Here is a 19,320-nt window from a genome sequence, read left to right as displayed (position 1 = left end):
AGAGCTCTTCCGGGGAATGGAGAACACAGTGCGCACGACGTTTCCGACCACAACCACGGCCGCCGAGAAAGGTGCCGCCGCGCAGGAGTACACCGCGCGGGGTTGGACGGTTGCCGAAACGGCCAATGGCCTGTGCCTGATCACCGACGACGAGGTCTCGGCCATCGAGATCACCGGTGAGATGGCCGGCGAGGTCCGTCGCTTCCTGCGTGCCAACAACCTCTCCGGCCCCGTGATCGAGATCCCGGGCCAGCAGCGTCGCGAGATCCACCTGGTCACCGGCGTCCGCAAGGCCGCCATGGCGATCGAGGCCATGCGCGAGGCCGGCGTCATCGTGCACACCGACGGTGCCAGCATCCCGCTGCCGCCCACCCAGCTCGCCGCCGGTTCGGCCGCCTGGGGCGTCGCCCCCACCGAGGCCCGCTGGGTCCCGCCGGTGGTCGCGCTCGGTGCCGCCGTGCGCGCCGCCACTTCCCGCAAGCGCACCGCGCTGACGGTGGCCTGCTAGGCACAGCTTCTCCGTAACCCGCGAGAGCGACGCGATCCCCGGCGTCGCACTCGCGGGTTTTCGGCGTTTCCGGCCGCCGATACCGCCGCCGGACAGCAGACGGGCCGGGCAGGCGGTCGACATCCGCCTGCCCGGCCCGTACCGGTCCCGCGATGAACTACTTCAGGCCGAGCGCCGAGCTGCCCGCGTCGAGCAGGTCCTGGATCGGGTTGCCCGCCGCGCCGACGGTGACCGTGGTGTCGAGCAGTTCGACGGCCGGGGTGTTGACGCTGCAGGTGTCGCCCTCACCGACGTAGAGGTGCACCCGCACCCGGTGGCTGCCCGCCTCGACGTTCGCCAGCACCGCGGACGGCTTGTCGACGGTGAGGATGGACTGCTGCAGCATCTCGTCCAGCATGATCGTGCCCGACCAGCACGCGTCATCGGTGTTGTTGATCGACACGGTGATGTTGTCGGCGCCGGCCACAGCCTCCGCGGTCCGCGCGGCCGAGGCGGTGCCCGCCAGCAGCGTGAAGGCGACGGTGGCGAGAGCGGTGGCCCCGGTGACAAATTTGACAGTACGCATTGTTCCCTCTCGATAGCCCCTGCACGGGTGATCCTAGAACGATCGTTCTTCCTGTCATGCCCCCAATAATGTTGGCTTAGAACAGCTTTCGAGCACGGTAGAAATGGGCGCACTGAGCGCCCGCGACGGCTTTCGGCGTTTCCCGACGGGGCAGCGCGGTGCGGCGTAAGGATGGGGCATGGCTCCACGAACGCTGCTGCGCACCTGTCCGCTGTGTGAGGCCGTCTGTGGTCTCACTCTAACTCTCGGCGAGGACGACCGGGTGCTCTCGGCCCGTGGCGACCGCGAGGACCCGTTCAGCAAGGGTTTCGTGTGCCCGAAGGGCGCCAGCTTCGGCCAGCTCGACAACGACCCCGACCTGGTCACCACCCCGCTGATCCGCGACGGCGCCGGATTCCGGGAGGCGGGCTGGGACGAGGCCTTCGACCTGATCGCGGCCCGTTTCGCCGAGCTCGCCGCCGCGCACGGCAGCGGCGCGAGCGGCATCTACCTGGGCAATCCCAACGCGCACACGGTCGCGGGCGCGCTGTATCTGCCCGCGCTGATCCGCGCGCTGAGCACCAGGCACATCTATTCGGCCAGCACCGCCGACCAGATGCCCAAGCAGGTGGCCGCCGGGCTGATGTTCGGCGACCCGCTCACCGTGCCGGTGCCCGATCTCGACCGCACCGATTTCCTGTTGATGCTCGGCGCCAACCCGCTCGAATCCAACGGCTCGCTGTGCACAGCGCCCGACTTCCCCGGCAGGCTCAAGGCGCTGCGCGCCCGCGGCGGCAAACTCGTCGTCGTCGACCCGCGCGCCACCAGAACCGCCGCGCTCGCCGACCAGCACCTGTTCATCCGCCCCGGCGCCGACGCCTACCTGCTGTTCGCGGTGCTGCACACGCTCTTCGCCGAGGACCTGGTCACCGTCACCGTCGAGGTCGATGGGCTCGACGAGCTCCGCGCGGCGGCCCAGGAGTTCACCCCCGAATCGGTGGTCGCGCGCACCGGCGTGCCCGCCGACATCATTCGCGCGCTCGCCCGCGAGCTCGCCGCGGCGCCGACGGCGGCCGTGTACGCCAGGATCGGCACCTGCACCGCCGAGTTCGGCACCGTCACCCAGTGGCTGGTCGACGCGATCAACGCCGTCACCGGCAATCTCGACTCCCCCGGCGGCGCCATGTTCGCCACCGCGGCGGCCGGCGGGATCGCGCGCAGCAGGCCGTTCCGGCCGGGACGCTGGACCAGCAGAGTGCGCGAGCTGCCCGAGGTGATGGGCGAACTGCCCGTCGCCACCCTCGCCGACGAGATCGAAACCCCAGGTCCGGGGCAGATCAGGGCGCTGGTGACGGTCGCGGGCAATCCCGTGCTGTCGGCGCCGAGCGGCGCGCGGCTGGACAAGGGACTGGCCGGGCTCGACTTCATGGTGAGCGTGGATCGCTATGTCAACGAGACGACGCGGCACGCGCACGTCATCCTGCCGCCGCCGCGTTCGGTGCAGTCACCGCACTACGACTTCGCACTGCTGCAGTTCGCGGTGCGTAATTACGCGCGGTATTCGCAGCCGCTGGTACCGCTGGACGGCAGGCCGTCGGAATCGGCCGTGCTGGCCAGGCTCGCCGCCGCCGTCAGCGGGCAGCCGCACGCTGGCACCGGCGCCGAGAGCCCGCTCGCCGTCGTCGACGAACTGGTCATCGCGGGCATGCTGCACAAGGCGGGCATGAGCGACCGGCGCGACGAGCTGACCGGCGCCGACACCACAGAACAGCGCATCGACCTGATGCTCAAGCTCGGCCCCTACGGTGCCTGGAACGGCGGCGAGCTGAGCCTGCGCACCCTGCTCGACAACCCACACGGCATCGACCTCGGGCCATTGCGGCCACGGCTGCCCGGCGTGCTGCGCACCGCGTCCAAGCGGGTCGAGCTGGCTCCGCCGCAGCTGCTCGCCGACGTCGACCGGCTGAGCGCCGGGCTCGGTGCCACCGCACCGGAGATGGTGCTGATCGGGCGCAGACAACTGCGCTCCAACAACAGCTGGATGCACAACATCGCAGGCCTCGTCGGCGGGTCCAATCGCTGCACGCTGCAGGTCCATCCCGACGACGCGAGCAGGCTCGGTCTCGGCGAGCGGGCCGAGATCACCTCGGCGGCAGGGGCGTTGACGGTGCAGGTGGAACTGACGCAGGCGATCATGCCCGGCGTGGTGAGCCTGCCGCACGGCTGGGGCCACGCGGACAGCGTCACCCAGTCGGTCGCCTCGGCGAACGCCGGGGTGAATGCCAATGTGCTGACCGATGATTCGGTGGTCGACGCGATCTCGGGTACCGCGGTGTTCAACGGGGTACCGGTGACGGTCGGACCAGCCTGATCAGTCCTGACCTGGAAACCCTTGCGCAAACCCGGCTTTCGTCTCATTCGCAATAATGGACAAGCCCCATACCCGCCGGTACTCCCCTACACTGGGCGAGATTGCAGTCACAGCGGGGGTTTGATAGCGAAACCCACATAACCCGGTTCGGCTAGCAGAGGGGGCCCGATGCCCGGAAGAAACGTCGGCAGCGACGGTGAACACGAGATCCAGGACACGTTGGGCACGGCCGATCGGGCCGAGCGCTTCTACGACGAGCAGGTGATCGACTATCTGAACACCTCGATGATCGATTTCGTCAAGCGGATGGACATGGCCTTCATCTCCACCGCCGACGCGCACGGCGAATGCGATGCCAGCTTTCGCTCCGGAACGCCGGGTTTTCTGCACGTGATCGACGAACGCACGATTGCGTACCCCGAATATCGAGGTAACGGAGTAATGGCCAGCCTCGGCAATATCCTCGAGAACCCGCATGTGGGCATCTTGATGGTCGACTTCATCCGCGACCTGATCGGGCTGCACGTCAACGGTAAGGCTCGCATGGTCGCCGACAGCGAGCTACGCGAAACCGTCGATGGGCTGCCTGCCGCCGAGCGAGGCAAGGCGTCGCAGGTGTGGGTGGTCGTCGACGTCGAAGAGGCCTACATCCACTGCCGCAAGCACATACCGCAGATGGTCAGGGTCGATCGGGATCAGCGCGTGTGGGGTACAGACAGCACGCGCGCCAAGGGCGGGGACTACTTCGGCGTCAAGGCGGACAAGCAGGCGGTCGAGCCAGCAGCGGCCAAGGCCGGCTAGCTCCTACTTGATCTTGAAGATCACCGCGCGCTGTACAACGAAGTTGATGACGGTCGCCGTGCCCTGCGCGATGACGAAGGCCAACGGCTGACGCCACCACTGATCATCGAGCGCGTAGTACAGCAGCGCGTAGATGCCGACCTGCACGGCGAAGGTCACCGCGTACAGCGCGACAACGGCGATGAAACGCGCCCTGCTCGGCTCGGCATTGAACGTCCAGCGCCGGTTGATCAGGTACGCGGTGGTGGTTCCGGCGATGAAGCTGATCACCTTCGCCAGGATCTCCGGCACACCGAGCACGTTCGACAGCAGCGTGAGCAGGCCGAAGTCGACCACAGCGGAGAACCCGCCGGTGAGGGTGAACCGCAGGATCTGCGTCTTCAGGTCTACGTTCGTTCCACCGGGCTCGTCGACCAGCGGAATTTCGGCGGGAAGCGGCAGATGCGGTTGGGCTTGCACGTGAGGAAGAGTACGAGACCGGTCACGTGTCCCGCCATGCATGTAGCCTCTTAGCCGATGTCCGAGAACATTCCGACCGCCACCGGCGAGGCGTTTGCGCTGCCAACGCGCACCCGCAAGCTCACCGGATGGGGTCGCACCGCACCCACCTCCGCCGAAGTGCTCTCGACCCGCGATCCCGAGCTGATCGTCAAGGCCGTGAGCATGGTCGCCGAGGACAACGACTCCAAGCCGGCGCACCTGCGACGCGGCGTGATCGCCCGTGGCCTCGGCCGCTCCTACGGCGACCACGCGCAGAACGCGGGCGGGCTCGTCATCGACATGCCGGCGCTGAACCGCATCCACCGCATCGACCGCGACACACGCATGGTCGACGTGGACGGCGGGGTGAGCCTGGACCAGCTGATGAAGGCCGCGCTGCCGTTCGGCCTGTGGGTTCCGGTGCTACCCGGCACCCGCCAGGTGACCATCGGCGGCGCCATCGCCTCCGATATCCACGGCAAGAACCACCACAGCGAGGGCAGCTTCGGCAACCACGTCCGCTCGATCGACCTGCTCACCGCCGACGGCGCGGTGCGCACGATCTCCCCGGCTGACGACGCCGAACTGTTCTGGGCGACGGTCGGCGGCAACGGCCTGACCGGCATCATCCTGCGCGCCACCATCGAGATGGCGCCGACGGAGACGGCCTACTTCCTCAACGACGGTGTGAAGACCGCCACGCTGGACGAGACCATCGCCGTGCACAGCGACGGCAGCGAGGCCGACTACACCTACTCGAGCGCGTGGTTCGACGTGATGAACCCGCTGCCGAAGCTGGGTCGCGCCTGCCTGACCCGCGGCCGCCTGGCCAAGGTCGACGAGCTGCCCAAGAAGCTGCGCAAGAACCCGCTGAAGTTCGACGCGCCGCAGCTGCTGACCGTGCCGAACATCTTCCCGAGCTGGACGGCCAACCGTCTCTCGCTCGGCGCGGTGGGCGAGGCCTACTACGCCATGGGCGGCACCTACACCGGCAAGATCCAGAACCTGACGCAGTTCTATCACCCGCTCGACATGATCGCGGAGTGGAACCGGGCCTACGGTCCCGCCGGGTTCCTGCAGTACCAGTTCGTCGTGCCGACCGAGGCCGTCGAAGAGTTCAAGCGGATCATCATCGACATCCAGGCGTCCGGCCACATCTCGGCGCTGAACGTGTTCAAGCTGTTCGGCGAGGGCAACCCGGCGCCACTGAGCTTCCCGATGCCCGGCTGGAACATCTGCGTCGACTTCCCGATCCGCCCCGGCCTCAACGAGCTTGTCACCGATCTGGACCGGCGGGTGATGGAGTTCGGCGGCCGCCTGTACACCGCGAAGGACTCGCGGACCAGCGCGGAAGCGTTCCACAAGATGTACCCGCGGATCGACGAGTGGATCAAGATCCGCCGCAGCGTCGACCCGACCGGCGTTTTCATGTCCGATATGGCCAGGAGGCTGGAGCTCCAGTGATCAACGCAGTTGGCAACCCGCAGACCATCCTGCTCTTCGGTGGCACCTCCGAGATCGGCCTGGCGATCTGCGCCGAGTACCTGCGCAAGAGCCCGGCCCGGATCATCCTGGCGAACCTGCCCGGCGATCCGCTGCTCGAGCAGGCCGTCACCGACCTGAAGGCCGCAGGCGCGACCCAGGTCGACGTGCTCGATTTCGACGCGCTCGACACCGAATCGCATCCGAAGGTCGTCGAGGCCGCGTTCGCCGATGGTGACGTGGATGTCGCCATCGTCGCCTTCGGTGTGCTCGGCGACGCCGAGGAACTGTGGCAGAACCAGCGCAAGGCGGTCATGACCGTCGGCATCAACTACACCGCCGGTGTGTCGGTGGGTGTGCTGGTGGGCGAGAAGTTCAAGGCGCAGGGCCACGGCCGGTTCATCGTGATGTCCTCGGTGGCCGGTGAGCGGGTGCGCCGCTCCAACTTCGTCTACGGCTCGACCAAGGCCGGTCTGGACGGTTTCTACCTGGGCCTCGGCGAGGCGCTGCGCCCGCACGGTCCGCGCGTCACCGTGGTGCGGCCGATGCAGGTGCGCACCAGCGCGACCATCGCGCACTGGCAGGCCACCGGCAGCAAGGAAGCCCCGCTGACCGTCGACAAGGAAGACGTCGCCAAGTGGGCGGTCGCCGCCTCGGAGAAGGGCACCGATATCGTCTGGGCGCCCGGTGAGGCCCGGTTCGTGATGTCGGCGCTGCGCCACGTCCCCCGCCCGATCTTCCGCAAGCTCCCCATCTAGTCGGGCACCCGCTCCGAATCACTGCCGCACCGTTGTTAACGGTGCGGCAGTTTCGTTTAGCAGAGAAGGCGGGGCGGTATGTACAATTCAGGCGATGGCGAAGGCCAGATCATGTACAGGAGTACTGACATGTCGCTAACGCATATCGACATCGACGATGAGTCGCTGGAGAAGGCCAAACGTCTTGGCGGTCATCGCACGAAGACTGCCGCGGTCGCCGCCGCCCTTGACGAATACAACGAGCGACGCGACCGGGTCGCAGCGTACGACCGAGCCATCGAGCTCGCGAAAGGCTGGGACATCGAGGGTATGGAAGCCGCCCACCGTGCCGCCAAAGAGGCCTACCGACGGTGACCGGATATCTGATCGACTCGTCGGCGATGTGGCGCATGCTGCGCGGCGGTCCTGTCAGCGACAAATGGCGCGGCGTCATCGCAGATGGCGCGCTGCGATCGTGCTATCCACAGCGAACGGAGTTCTTACGGTCAGCTCGAAATCTCGAAGAGTACGACGAATTCACGACACTGTTCGATCAGACGATGCGCGATGCGGCGGTCCCGAAATCGGCTGGTTCGTGGATCCGCACTATTCAACGCCGAGCAGCACAGGGCGGCTGCGCGAACTCGCTGTCGGCCGTTGACCTGATGATCTGTGCCACCGCCGTGAATCACAACCTGACCATCGTCCACGACGACAAGGATTTCGTCACCGCGACCAGGTTCGCGACCGAGCTGCGCGAAGTCGATGTCCACGACGGGCCGCTGGAACTCGGCATCTGAGTGCCCGTTGTCGATGCCGGCGATTCGAGACGTCGGCAGAACCCGCGTATCCGCCGGATCCCTTGCCGAGCCGTGGATACCTCGACTTCGCCGGGAGACTCCGCACCGTCAGCTGGCAGCGGCGGGCAGGCGGTGTGACCGGCGGTCCATGCCGGCCCACTAGGCTGACGCCGACCGTGGAGCACAGTGGAGCCGGAGGATTGCGCGCCGATGACTACCAACGATGAGGTGCGGACGGGGCGCAGGATCGGGGCGGGGGTCGGTGAGGGCGTTGTGGCCGCGCTGGTGGCGCTCGTTGTCGCCGTAGTCGGGCTGTACGCGTTTTCGGCGGTGCAGTGGCCTGCGTTCAACTCCTCCAACGTGACTCGCGCGCTGACCACCGTCGGGCAGTTCGTCGCGGTGGCGCTGCTGGTGGTTTCGGTGCTGCTGATCCGGCTGCGCAAGTGGCCGGTGGTGGCGAAACTGACGTCCTGGGTGGGTATTTCGGGCTTCGTCACCGTCACCCTCGGGATGCCGCTGGCCGCGACCAAGCTGTATCTGTTCGGGATCTCGGTGGACCAGGAGTTCCGCACCGAGTACCTCACCCGGCTCACCGACAGCCCCGCGCTGCGCGATATGACCTACCCCGATATCCCGCCGTTCTATCCGGCCGGCTGGTTCTGGATCGGCGGCCGCGTGGGCAATGTGCTCGGTATGGACGGCTGGGAAGTGTTCAAGCCGTACGCGATCGGCTTCCTCGCGGTCGCCGCGGTCGTCGCCCTGGTGCTGTGGACCCAGCTGGTGCGCGCCGATCTCGCGGTCGGCGCGGCGGCGGCCGTCACCGCGATGACTTTGGCCTACGCCTCACCCGAGGCATACAGCGCGGTCCTGGTGGTGTTCATCCCGCCGGTGCTGATCCTGGCCTGGGGCGCGCTGCACCGGTCGACCGGTGGCTGGGGCGCGGTGCTGGGCACCGGCCTGTTCCTCGGCGTCGCGGCCTGCTTCTACACGCTGTACCTGGGGATCGCGGCCTTCAGCGTGGTGGTGATGGCGGTGGTCGCCGCCGCACTGGCCGTCGCAGCCCGCCGCCGGGAGGATCGTCGCTCGCTCGGCGCACGGCGGGTCGGGGCGAACTCCGCCGCGATGAGCGAGCCGTCCACCACCGTGGACTCAGCGGTCGGCGCGGACGTGCCCGCGGCCGACACGGACACTACGGCGGCGAACGCCCCGACCGCCAACACGGACACTACGGCGGCGAACGCCCCGACCGCCAACACGAACACTGCTGCAACGAACGCCCCGACCGCCAACACGAACACTGCTGCAACGAACGCCCCGGCGGCTGGCACAGACAAGGCGGCAGTGAACGCCCCGGCTGCCGACACAGACACGGCGGCAGCGAATGCCGACGCCGTTCGCACGGGTGCAGCGGTGACGGCGGATACGCGGGACGCAGGGGGCGCGGCGAAGCCGGCGGTGTGGCGGGTGGCGGTCGGGCCGTTCGTGCGGCTGGCTGCCATGGGTGTGATTGCGATGGTGCTTGCGCTGGTGGTGTGGGCGCCGTTCCTGTTGGAGATGCTGGGTGGGGCGAAGTTGCCCTCCGGCAGCGCTTTTCACTATCTGCCGCAGTCGGGGGCCGAGCTGGCGTTCCCGATGCTGGAGTTCTCGTTGCGGGGTGCGCTGTGCCTGTTGGGCACGGTGTGGCTGGTGGTGCGGGCCGGGTCGTCACGGCGGGCGCAGGCGCTGGGGATCGGGGTCGTCTCGATCTATCTGTGGACCTTGCTGTCGATGGCGGCCACGGCGGCGGGCACCACCCTGCTGTCGTTCCGGTTGGAGCCGGTGCTGCTAGCGGTGCTGGCCGCGGCGGGCGTCTTCGGGTTCGTCGAGGGCGGGCGGGCCGTTTACCAGGCACTGAACGAGCCTGCCGCGCTGCGCACGACCGCCGGGGTGGTCGCGGTGCTCGGCGCACTGGCCTTCGCCCAGCACATCCCCACCGTGCTGACCCACGAGATCGACACCGCCTACACCGACACGGTGCCCACCGATGTGCCCGATGCCGACGGCACCTACGGCGAGCGCGCCGACAAACGCAAGCCGTCGGCCGTCGCGTACTACCACGCCGTCGACGAGGCCCTGCGCGCCCAAACCGGCCGTCCCCGTGACGAATCCGTCGTCCTGACCGCCGACACCACCTTCCTCGCCTACTACCCCTACTTCGGTTTCCAGGCCCTCACCTCGCACTACGCGAACCCGCTCGCCGACTTCAAGGCCCGCGCCGCCACCATCGCCGACTGGAGCGAACTCCCCACCTCCGCCGCCCTGGTCGACGCCCTCGCGAACTCCTCGTGGCGCGCCCCCGACGCCTTCCTGTTCCGCCGCGACGGCGACACCTACACCCTGCGCCTCGCCGAAGACGTCTACCCCAACGACCCCAATGTGAAGCGCTACACCGTCGCCTTCCCCAAGACCCTCTTCACCGACCCCGCCTTCACCATCACCGACATCGGCCCGTTCACCCTGATCACCGTCCGCCACTGACAACCAGAGCGCACACCGGGCCCACCGGTTCGCGCATCGATCACCGCGACCCACTGACCACGCGGCGCGATCGCACTACACTGACGGGTGCGGCACGGTCGTCGCCGGCACGGTCGGCGGATGGCGTTGGAATCAGTTCCTGCACGTCACGGGTCCCTTTTTCGCGGCCCGCTACCGGAGGAGGACGTATGTCCGATCCGATGCACACCCGAGTGTGTCTCACCGGCTTGCACTGCACCTGCCCCAGCATCAGCGTCTTCCTGGTGCCCGAGCCGCTGGTGCGCGGCGGGCAGATGCTGCACCTGCTCGAGCAGGCGCCGGTCAGCGGGCAGACACCGAAACCCGACCGCGCGCTGATCGACCTGATTCAAGCCGCGCGGACCCCGCTCGACACCAGGGGCCTGGCCCATGTCGAGAGCGTGACCTTCGCCGGTCCCCGGCACGACCCATCAGTCAGCCGCACGGTGCTGCACGACCACCTCATCGACGACGACAATCCGTGGGGCCTTGACGTGGACGATCCGGCGGAGCTGACCCGGCTGGCCATGCTGCCCGAGCGACATATCGGCGCGCGGCGTATCGACGACTTCCAGGCACATTCGGTGCGCCAGGCGATGGCGGCGGTCTACCGGTTCTTCGACGTAGACCAGCGGATTCCGCTGGTCTATCACGGCTTCGCCGACCCGCGCGACGGCTGGTTCGCGCTGCGCGCGGCGGCGGCATAAGGTTGCCCACCACGCATCAGGAATGACAGTGTGTCAAATGACACCATGAAGACACCCGATAGCCACTGGTGTGCGAGGACTCGATAGACGACAATATGCTCGGTCAGCGTCGACGCCCGCGCGAGTCCCTTCGCGGGCCGGGTACGCTGCGCAATGTTGACAAGTTCGGCCGACCGAAATCAGTTTTGGGAGTGCTGATCGGTACGGATGCAGAGGTATAGCTATGACGCTGAGCAGACCCGAGCGGCGCGATCTCCTGCTGACGCGGCCCAATAGTCAGGACCGCGACCCAGCCCCCCGGGAACAATTGAACTCCCTCGGCGCCATCGAACACGCCGTGGTCGACGCCACCATCGCGATCCTGGCCCCCGGCCAGAAGTTCGCACTCCTGTGGTCGCTGCAGGTCGGCTCGAACATCGTGGCCGGGGTGCAGGTCAAGACGCGCGACGGCACCCAGACCAACCTGCTGGTCCCCGACGAGGTACTCGGTTATCTCACCGACCACAAGCGCATGTCCTACAACCCCGAGGTCGGCGCGTGGCTGAGCACGGAGATCTTCATCGCCGGGCCCACCCGTTACCGGGCCACCTACTCGACTGTCAGCATCTCGGAGTGGATGCCGGAGGTCTCGGTCGAGGACCTGCGCGCGGAGCTCGCGGACTTCCCCCGGCCCGACGCCACCGTCCCCGGCTGGATCCGTTCCCGGCTCGATTGGACCGACCGCAAGACCGGGTAGGTCGCGGCGCCGCACCGCACACAGCTTCGGTGGCTACCATCAACCCCCGTGCGACCGGACCGATCTGAACGAGCGTTCACCCGATACCGCCTGATCGCCCTCGTCTGTGGGCTGCTCGGGTTCGTGCTTGCCCTGCTGACGCCGCTGCTGCCGGTGCGCCAGGACCGCGCGAGCCTGGACTGGCCGCAGCCGGGCGCGACCAGCGTCGAGGCGCCGCTCGTGTCGTATGTGCCGCAGCGGCTCGACGCGCAGCTGCCGTGCTCGATGCTGCGGGATCTGCCGGTCGCCGACGAGCAGGCGACCACCCTGCTCACCACCGTCCCGACCGAATCCGGCCAGGGCGCCAGGGGCCTGAGCGTCACCGTGCGCGATGGGGTGCTGGCGGTGCAGGCGCGCGATGTGCCGATGCTCTCAGCGCCGATCGCCGAGATCGCCGGATGCGAGCAGATCGGCATCGTCTCCACCATCGAGGCGACGACGGTCGAGTTCGCCGGTGTCACACGCGCGGACGGAACGCCGTTCCGCAACACCGTCACGGTGGACAAGCGCCCGCAGATCGTCGGCGTCTACACCGATCTCGACGCGGCCGCCCTGACCGGCGCCCGGTTGCACGCCGACATCGACTCCCGGTTCACCTCGACACCGTCGACGCTCAAGCTGGTCGCGATGATCCTCGCCGCGGTCACCACCGTGGCCGCGCTGATCGCCCTGCACCTGCTCGACACCGCCGACGGCCGCCGCGCCCGCCGCTTCCTGCCCCGGCACTGGCTGAAGCCGACCTGGACGGATGCCGTCGTGGTCGGCACGCTGCTGCTGTGGCACGTGATCGGCGCGAACACCTCCGACGACGGCTACATCCTCAATATGGCGCGCGCCTCCGGCCCGTCGGGCTACATGGCCAACTACTACCGCTGGTTCGGTGTGCCGGAAGCCCCGTTCGGCTGGTCGTACGAGGTGCTGGCCTGGATGACGAAGGTCTCCGACGCCAGCCTGTGGATGCGCCTGCCCGCCCTGCTCGCCGGGCTGGTCTGCTGGGCGGTGATCAGCCGCGAGGTGCTGCCGCGCCTGGGCGCGCGGGTCCGCCGCGACAAGGTGGCGCTGTGGACCGCCGGGCTGGTGTTCCTGGCCTTCTGGCTCCCCTACGACAACGGCCTGCGCCCCGAACCGCTGATCGCGGCGGGCGCGCTGCTCACCTGGTGCGCGATCGAGCGCGCCATCGCCACCGCCCGCCTGCTCCCCGCCGCCCTCGCCATCCTCATCGCGGCCTTCTCCCTGGCGGCGGGCCCGACCGGCCTGATCTGCATCGCCGCACTCATCGCAGGCACCCGCCCGGTCATGCAGCTGATCATCAAGCGCGCCCAGGGTGCGCTGCCACGCAGGCTTTCCGCCGACGGCGCGGTGACTCCCGGTACCGGCGCGCCCGCACCGAAGTCGAGCGGTGCCACGAACGCGCCGTCCGCTGACCGTACGGACGAGGCAGGCACGGGTAACCCCGCACAGGTCGGTGCGAGCGAGCGCAGCGGTCGACTGTCGCTGGGCGCCAAGATCTTCCGCTACGCCGCCCTGCTGGCTCCTGGCCTGGCCGCAGGCACGCTGGTGCTGATCGTCGTGTTCGCCGATCAGACCCTCGCCACCGTCATGGAAGCCACCCGGGTGCGGACCCTGGTCGGTCCGAATGTCGCCTGGTTCGACGAGCGCACCCGCTGGGACTCGCTGTTCATGCTCTCCCCCGACGGTTCGCTGGCCCGGCGCTTCGGCGTGCTGGTGATGCTGCTGTGCCTGCTGGTGTGCATCCTGCAGGTGCTGCGCAAGGGCCGTATCCCCGGCACCTCGCGCGGGCCGTCGGTGCGCATTCTCGGCATCGTCTTCGGCGCGCTGCTGCTGATGATGTGGACGCCGACCAAGTGGACCCACCACTTCGGCGTGTACGCGGGACTGGCCGGTTCGCTGGCGGCGCTGGCCGCGGTCGCGGTGGGCACCAACGGTATTCGCGCACCGCGTAATCGAGCGTTGTTCGCGGCGGCGGTGCTGTTCCTGCTCGCGCTCACCTTCACCGGCTCCAACGGCTGGTGGTACGTGTCCAGCTACGGGGTGCCGTTCTGGGACAAGGCGCCGCTGGTCGCCGGCAAGGGCGTGTCGACCTTGTTCCTCGGGCTCAGCGTGCTCGCGCTGCTGGTCGCGCTGTATTTCCATCTGCGCGCCCCCTACCGGAAACCGTCCGGCACAGCGCGTTTCGACAAGTTCGCGACCATGCCGCTGACCATCGCGGCGGCGCTGCTCGTGCTGTTCGAGGTGGCCTCGATGGCCAAGGGCGCCGTCACCCAGTACCCGGCCTACTCGATCGCCAAGTCGAATCTGGACGCGCTGCAAGGCAATACGTGCGCCCTCGCCGACGACGTGCTGGTCGAGACGAACACCGCCGACTCCCTGCTCACCCCCTACACCGGCGCCCCCGCCGACGGGCTGAGCGCCGAATCCACCGGATTCACCCCCAACGGTGTCGCCGACGACCTCACCGCCGACGCCGACGAGACCGTGGTCGGCGGGGCGAACTCGGTCGACCAGGATTCCGCCAACAAGACCACCAACACCACCGGCGCCGGCACCGGCGGCGGCACCAGCGCCGAGGCGGGCCTCAATGGCAGCACCGTCGCGCTGCCCTTCGGCCTCGACCCGGCCCGCACCCCCGTGCTCGGCTCCTACCAGGAGGGCGTGCAGCAGCAGGCGAAGCTCACCTCGCAGTGGTACCGGGTCGATCTGACCGACGCCGTCCGTGACGACCCCGCCTACCAGGCCCTGGTGATCACCGCGGCGGGCCGGATCCGCTCGGTCGACACCGACGGCGTGGTGAACTACGGCCAGGACCTGCGGCTCGAGTACGGCATCAGGGCCGAGGACGGCACCGTGACCGGCACCGGCACGATCGCGCCGCTGGATATCGGCCCGTCGCCGTCCTGGCGCAACCTGCGCGTCCCGATCGACCAGCTGCCCGCCGGGGTGAACGCGGTACGCCTGGTGGCGGCCGACAACGACATCACCCAGAAGCAGTGGCTGGCCGTCACCCCGCCACGGCTGCCGAAGCTGGCCACGCTGGACTCCGTCGTCGGTCACACCGCGCCGGTCCTGCTGGACTGGCACGTCGGCCTGGCCTTCCCCTGCCAGCGCCCGTTCGACCACCATGACGGTGTCGCCGAGGCGCCGCAGTGGCGGATTCTGCCGGATCGGGTAGGTTCGGACGCATCCAACGCCTGGCAGGACGATATCGGCGGCGGACCGCTCGGCTGGACAGGATTGCTGTTGAAGTCCGAGACCGTCCCCACCTATCTCGACCGCGATCTGGGCCGCGACTGGGGCTCGCTGGAGCGGTTCACCCCGTTCCGTCCGGCCCCGCCCGCCGAGATCTCGGTGCGAGTGGTGGACCAGTCGGGCTGGGCGAAGGAGCCCGCGATCCGGGCAAAGTAGACATAGCGGCAGCGCAAGGGCAGCGGCCGGGCATTGCGCTCTCTGGATAACGAAATGCTCAGTGTCCGTTAGGGTTTCGCTCAGGTGAAACAGCTGTAAATGACAGCGTAAAGCGGCTGTGCCTGCAGGTTTGAGCACGTACCCTGGTGGGTATGACAGGAGCCTTCGATGACATGGATCTGCGAGATCTCGTCGAGCTGCTCAGCGACGACGAGAAGCACGAACTACGACCCGCCGTCATGCGGGTACTGGAGAGACTGCCTTCCCAAGAGGTATTACGCCGCGACCTCAACCGTCGCATGCTGAACGTCTGAACTCCTGCTACCCCTTGACGGCAGAAGGCGCGGACCACCGAGGTGGGCCGCGCCTTCCTTGTTTCTCCGGCGTGGGTCAGAACACCCGCAGCGGGCCGGGGCTCCAGAGTCCGGTCCGGGTCTGGGTCCCGGTCGTGAGCTGGGCCGGCTCGGCCTTCAGGTACTGGTTGTAGCGTTCCAGCGAACCCCAGTCCCTGGCCCAGTCGTCCTTCAGATAGGTCGGGATGGTGACCCGGCTCGCCAGCATCTGCGAGAAGCCCAGCGGGCCGCCGAACTCCTGGGCCTGCCAGGTGTCGGTCGAGGAGATCGCCAGCGGCCGGTCCGGCAGGATGCGGTAGTTCGGCACCTCGGCCACGCCGTTCTCGTGCGCGAACGGGCGCTGGCAGGGGAACTGCAGGCCGACGGCCCAGTCCAGCAGCACCGGCTGATCGCGGCCGATGAAGGTGTCGAGGGTCTGCAGCTTGGGCACCCGTGGCGGCGTGAACGCCAGCCACTGGTCACCGATCAGGATCGGGTCGTTGGCCAGGATGCGCACCGCGTTCGCCTCACCCGGCAGATCCGACAGCGGAACGCGCAGGTTGCGCCACGACGGGAACGGGCCGATATCGCGGGGCAGGTAGGCGCCCAGCGTGGTGACGCTGCCGTCGGGATTGCGGGTGCCGTACTCGACCAGCAGCGACTGGCCGTACTTGTCGGCGCCGGAATCGTCCTTGGAGGCGATGCGGCCCGCCGCGGAGATCACGATCAGCGGCGACTCCTCCGAACGCGCGGGCAACCCGTACCAGGCCGACTCCAGGTGCGCGGGCTGCTGCACGCCCTCCTGGTAGGAGCCCAGGACCGGGGTCTGCGCCGGATCGAGGCCGAAGGGCAACGCCGCGGTCGAGCCGTTGACGCCCAGCGCGCCCTTACCACCGCCGGTGCCCGCGCTCTCACCCTCGGCGAAGGCCGCGCCGACCGACTGGTTGCTGGTGTTGCCGGTACCCGGCTTCACCTCGACCGCATCGGCGGACAGGTCACCTGGCACGCCGTTCGGGGTGAAGCCCACCGAGTCGATGCCTGCCAGCGGATCGTTCGGGTCGGTGAACGGCCGGGCCGGGTCGATGATCGGTTCGAGCCTGCCACCATTGGGGTCCGGTTCGACGAGCACGTCGTTGGCCAGGCCGCAGGTGTTGCCGGCGAGGGCGTCGATATTGGAGCGGGCCAGCGAGTACGCCGGGTACTGCTGGGTCGCGCCCTTGATCAGCGAGAGCACCTCGAAGGCCACCATCAGCCCGACCACCACCGTCAGCGGGATGGCAGCGAACTTGCGAATCCGCCTGCCGCGCTCGGTCTTGGCCGATGGCACCGGCTTCACGTAGTCCTCGCGCAGCGCGTACCAGCCGACCAGGGCCAAGGCCAGACCGAACAGGATCAGCATCACCGTGTTGGAGTTGATGCCGCGCAGCTGCACGGTCTTGTCGAACCACGGCACGCCGTAGCTGGAGACATACCAGTAGCCATTGATACCCGAGAACGACAGCGCCAGCACGAACAGCAGGCCGGCCAGGAAGATCGCCCGGTTCTTGCGCGAACGCAGCGCACTCTGTGACACCGCGACCGCCGTCACCGCCGCCAGCGATCCCGCGATGCCCGCGTACGCGCCGAAGTGATGGGTCCACTTCGTCGGGTTGAACATCATGAAGAAGATCGTGCCGAACACGATGCCCATCAGCCGCCACGTCGGACCCGACGCGATACCGGGCACCTGGCGGCGGCGCAACAGCACCAGCAGCGTGGTGAACAGGCACAGCAGCATCATCAGGAAGGCGAAGCGCCGGGCCAGCGAGCCGTCGACGGTCTCGACGAACAGGTAGTAGTAGCGCAGGTAGTCCTCGTACCAGGCCAGGTTCGGGCCGGTCGCCTGGCGCACCCGGTTGGCTTCCTGGATACCGGCGAAGGTCTGGTCGCCGTAGACGACCACCAGCACCAGCAGGCCGGCCGAGGCGATCGGCGCGAGCAACGCCATCGTGCCGAACTGGCGGTGCCTGCGCACGATGATGCGCACCAGCGGGCGGATACCGGCCAGCAGCGCGGCCACACACATCAGGCCGGTCGGGGCCGCGGCCAGGGTGAACGCCGCGATCAGCACCGCGATCCCGGCGGGCAGCAGCCGGCCGGTGGCGATGGCGCGCTCGATGGAGACCCAGGTCAGCAACGCGCCGAGCGCCACGATCGGCTCCGAGCGCAGGCCGTTGTCGAAGGGCAGCCAGAAGGCCAGGAACACCAGACCGCCGGTCCACAGCGCGACCTGACTGCGCTTGACGGCGTTGCCGAGGCGCGGGACCACCTCGCGGCTGATCACCATCCAGCACAGGATGCCGCACACCAGTGCGGGCAGGCGCACCCACGGGCTGGCCGTGGAGAACTCGGCGAACACCTGGATGACGTAGTAGTACCAGCCGAACGGCGCCTCGGGCACGCCGTACCAGCGGAAGTAGTTGGCCATGTAGCCCGCGTCGGGCGCGACCCGGACCATCGACAGGATGTAGCCGTCGTCGGAGGTGTTGGCGCCGACGAAATGCCAGACCAGCAGCGTGCCGATGACCGCGCCGTCGGCCCAGGTGGGCTTCAGCCAATTGCGCGGCAGGAACCGGCGGTGCCCGCGCCCGTCACTGCCGTCGAGCTGGGCCAGCGCGCCGAGGGCCAGCAGCGTGCACAGCACCGCCGCGATGATCGCGACCAGCTTCACCAGCGAGGGGCTCGACGAGAAGCGCGAGTCGATGGTGGAGGTCAGCGACAGGCCCTGCGGGACCTCGCCGGTGAGATCGGAGAACACCCCGACCACCTGCGGGCGCAGATCGCCGGCGAGCTGGCCCTGTACCGGCACCTGCACCGTCTCGACCGCACCAGGCTGACCGGCGATCGGCCGCTCGATCTCCTTGCTCAGGCCATCGAACTTCGCGGTGGTGCGCTCGCGGTCGGAGCTGATCACGATCGCCGAGCACTGGTCCATCGCGGCGCGCTCGGCCGAGGCGACCACCGCGTTGCGGTCGACCACGTCGACAGTGGTGTCGGAGACGCGAACGAACAGTGCCTCGAGCGCCGCGCGATCACCCTGCGGCGGCGCGGTCGCGAGCAGCATGCCGCCCTGTTCGGGCAGGGTCGCCACCGCGGCGCAGGGAATGGAGGCCTGCAGGTCGATCGGCACCTGCGACATCAGTGGCGCCTGGATATTGCCCAGCTTGCCGTTCTGCGGCCAGGTCAGTTCCGCGGTGGTCTGAGTGACCGGCAGGAACGGCGTCGCGATCGCGAACACGGCGCCGAGGAGTCCGGCGATCAGCGCGATCCATCGCGCGGTCCGGAAGTCCTTGGTGGCAGCCGCGGGTTCTGCGGGCGGCTTGGTGAGAACAGCTGTTGCGGCGTCTGGCACGGTTCGACATGGTATCCGCACGCCGGTGGTTGTGAGGGGTCGCACGCCAGACCGTCGCGGGCACCGCATGATCAGCCCCGCCGGCGGCGGACTCGCCCGGTGCGGAAAGCTATTCACCGAAGGTGCGCCGGAAATGCGGGTTGATATCAAACGTGGTAACCGTAACAAGCGGTAACGGTACGGAATCAGCCGCTCACCGCGACAATTCGCAATCCTCTGGGAAATATAGTTCTCGCTGATCAGCGGTAGTGCGAATTATGCTACCGCGCCGCATATTTCACCCATCTCGGGCGAGTTCACAGAGCGCTCCGAATAGCTGCGGCGGGCCGCTCGAATATCCGGTAATTCACGGCAGCCATTTCCCGCAATCACGCCGTCCAGCGAGCGGCCGAAGGCCGGTCGGCCGCCGCGTGCGCGCCGAGCGGATATGGACC

15 protein-coding genes are annotated in these 19,320 nt (G+C 68.3%); 12 read left to right on the top strand and 3 right to left on the bottom strand.

Annotated features, from left to right (window positions below):
• The first annotated feature begins 28 nt into the window (after positions 1 to 28).
• Entirely contained in the window at positions 29 to 508 is a 480-nt protein-coding gene (locus tag ACFXK0_RS04470; protein ID WP_379408337.1) for a hypothetical protein, read from the top strand.
• Positions 509 to 665: 157 nt separating this feature from the next.
• Here the strand turns inward: ACFXK0_RS04470 and ACFXK0_RS04465 are convergent, their stop codons facing one another.
• Positions 666 to 1,073, bottom strand: a complete 408-nt coding sequence (locus tag ACFXK0_RS04465) for a hypothetical protein (protein WP_379408335.1) — start codon at positions 1,071 to 1,073, stop codon at positions 666 to 668.
• A gap of 178 nt (positions 1,074 to 1,251) precedes the next feature.
• On the opposite strand from ACFXK0_RS04465, the gene ACFXK0_RS04460 reads away from it, so the two are divergent.
• Both ACFXK0_RS04460 and ACFXK0_RS04455 read left to right on the top strand, forming a co-directional pair.
• Complete coding sequence (locus tag ACFXK0_RS04460) at positions 1,252 to 3,423, top strand: molybdopterin-dependent oxidoreductase (RefSeq protein ID WP_379408334.1); 2,172 nt, start codon at positions 1,252 to 1,254, stop codon at positions 3,421 to 3,423.
• Between the two features lie 168 nt (positions 3,424 to 3,591).
• Positions 3,592 to 4,224: a pyridoxamine 5'-phosphate oxidase family protein gene (locus ACFXK0_RS04455; RefSeq protein ID WP_379408332.1), complete on the top strand. Its 633-nt coding sequence runs from the start codon at positions 3,592 to 3,594 to the stop codon at positions 4,222 to 4,224.
• Between the two features lie 3 nt (positions 4,225 to 4,227).
• Here ACFXK0_RS04455 and ACFXK0_RS04450 read toward each other — a convergent pair whose 3' ends face one another.
• Positions 4,228 to 4,725 (bottom strand): GtrA family protein, encoded by a 498-nt coding sequence (locus ACFXK0_RS04450; protein ID WP_379408331.1) that lies wholly within the window; start codon positions 4,723 to 4,725, stop codon positions 4,228 to 4,230.
• Positions 4,726 to 4,740: 15 nt separating this feature from the next.
• Here ACFXK0_RS04450 and ACFXK0_RS04445 point away from each other — a divergent pair, with 15 nt between their 5' ends.
• From ACFXK0_RS04445 to ACFXK0_RS04405, 9 genes are all read left to right on the top strand, one after another.
• Positions 4,741 to 6,168, top strand: a complete 1,428-nt coding sequence (locus ACFXK0_RS04445) for an FAD-binding protein (RefSeq protein ID WP_379408330.1) — start codon at positions 4,741 to 4,743, stop codon at positions 6,166 to 6,168.
• Positions 6,165 to 6,944 (top strand): decaprenylphospho-beta-D-erythro-pentofuranosid-2-ulose 2-reductase, encoded by a 780-nt coding sequence (locus ACFXK0_RS04440; protein WP_379408329.1) that lies wholly within the window; start codon positions 6,165 to 6,167, stop codon positions 6,942 to 6,944. Before ACFXK0_RS04445 ends, ACFXK0_RS04440 begins: the two co-directional genes overlap by 4 nt.
• Positions 6,945 to 7,073: 129 nt before the next feature.
• Positions 7,074 to 7,298 carry a type II toxin-antitoxin system VapB family antitoxin gene (locus ACFXK0_RS04435; RefSeq protein WP_379408327.1) on the top strand — a complete coding sequence of 75 codons (225 nt, stop codon included), beginning with the start codon at positions 7,074 to 7,076 and terminating at the stop codon, positions 7,296 to 7,298.
• A complete protein-coding gene (locus ACFXK0_RS04430; protein WP_379408326.1) occupies positions 7,295 to 7,723 on the top strand; it encodes a PIN domain-containing protein in 429 nt (142 codons plus the stop codon). Before ACFXK0_RS04435 ends, ACFXK0_RS04430 begins: the two co-directional genes overlap by 4 nt.
• Positions 7,724 to 7,933: 210 nt before the next feature.
• Complete coding sequence (locus tag ACFXK0_RS04425; RefSeq protein ID WP_379408325.1) at positions 7,934 to 10,240, top strand: arabinofuranosyltransferase; 2,307 nt, start codon at positions 7,934 to 7,936, stop codon at positions 10,238 to 10,240.
• A 188-nt stretch (positions 10,241 to 10,428) separates the two neighbouring features.
• On the top strand, positions 10,429 to 10,965 hold the full coding sequence (locus tag ACFXK0_RS04420) for a hypothetical protein (RefSeq protein WP_379408324.1): 537 nt from the start codon (positions 10,429 to 10,431) through the stop codon (positions 10,963 to 10,965).
• Between the two features lie 223 nt (positions 10,966 to 11,188).
• The gene (locus ACFXK0_RS04415; protein WP_379408322.1) at positions 11,189 to 11,701 is read left to right on the top strand and encodes a hypothetical protein; all 513 of its coding nucleotides are present in this window, start codon (positions 11,189 to 11,191) and stop codon (positions 11,699 to 11,701) included.
• Between the two features lie 48 nt (positions 11,702 to 11,749).
• Entirely contained in the window at positions 11,750 to 15,163 is a 3,414-nt protein-coding gene (locus tag ACFXK0_RS04410; protein WP_379408321.1) for an arabinosyltransferase domain-containing protein, read from the top strand.
• A gap of 152 nt (positions 15,164 to 15,315) precedes the next feature.
• Entirely contained in the window at positions 15,316 to 15,477 is a 162-nt protein-coding gene (locus ACFXK0_RS04405; RefSeq protein ID WP_379408319.1) for a hypothetical protein, read from the top strand.
• Positions 15,478 to 15,553: 76 nt separating this feature from the next.
• On the opposite strand, the gene ACFXK0_RS04400 is transcribed toward ACFXK0_RS04405, so the two are convergent.
• Complete coding sequence (locus ACFXK0_RS04400) at positions 15,554 to 18,886, bottom strand: arabinosyltransferase domain-containing protein (protein WP_379408317.1); 3,333 nt, start codon at positions 18,884 to 18,886, stop codon at positions 15,554 to 15,556.
• Positions 18,887 to 19,320: the final 434 nt, after the last annotated feature.

Source organism: Nocardia sp. NPDC059177 (assembly GCF_042755165.1).
Taxonomy (GTDB): Bacteria; Actinomycetota; Actinomycetes; order Mycobacteriales; family Mycobacteriaceae; genus Nocardia.
Note: the sequence above shows the minus strand (reverse complement) of the source record. Positions and strands in the feature narration are given on the sequence as shown.

What these genes read in the sequence shown, in the direction of transcription:
- ACFXK0_RS04415 (WP_379408322.1), top strand. Translation starts at nt 11,189, where the DNA reads ATGACGCTGAGCAGACCCGAGCGGCGCGATCTCCTGCTGACGCGGCCC.
- ACFXK0_RS04455 (WP_379408332.1), top strand. Translation starts at nt 3,592, where the DNA reads ATGCCCGGAAGAAACGTCGGCAGCGACGGTGAACACGAGATCCAGGAC.
- ACFXK0_RS04445 (WP_379408330.1), top strand. Translation starts at nt 4,741, where the DNA reads ATGTCCGAGAACATTCCGACCGCCACCGGCGAGGCGTTTGCGCTGCCA.
- ACFXK0_RS04435 (WP_379408327.1), top strand. Translation starts at nt 7,074, where the DNA reads ATGTCGCTAACGCATATCGACATCGACGATGAGTCGCTGGAGAAGGCC.
- ACFXK0_RS04425 (WP_379408325.1), top strand. Translation starts at nt 7,934, where the DNA reads ATGACTACCAACGATGAGGTGCGGACGGGGCGCAGGATCGGGGCGGGG.
- ACFXK0_RS04450 (WP_379408331.1), bottom strand. Translation starts at nt 4,725, where the DNA reads ATGCATGGCGGGACACGTGACCGGTCTCGTACTCTTCCTCACGTGCAA.
- ACFXK0_RS04420 (WP_379408324.1), top strand. Translation starts at nt 10,429, where the DNA reads ATGTCCGATCCGATGCACACCCGAGTGTGTCTCACCGGCTTGCACTGC.
- ACFXK0_RS04465 (WP_379408335.1), bottom strand. Translation starts at nt 1,073, where the DNA reads ATGCGTACTGTCAAATTTGTCACCGGGGCCACCGCTCTCGCCACCGTC.
- ACFXK0_RS04460 (WP_379408334.1), top strand. Translation starts at nt 1,252, where the DNA reads ATGGCTCCACGAACGCTGCTGCGCACCTGTCCGCTGTGTGAGGCCGTC.
- ACFXK0_RS04405 (WP_379408319.1), top strand. Translation starts at nt 15,316, where the DNA reads ATGACAGGAGCCTTCGATGACATGGATCTGCGAGATCTCGTCGAGCTG.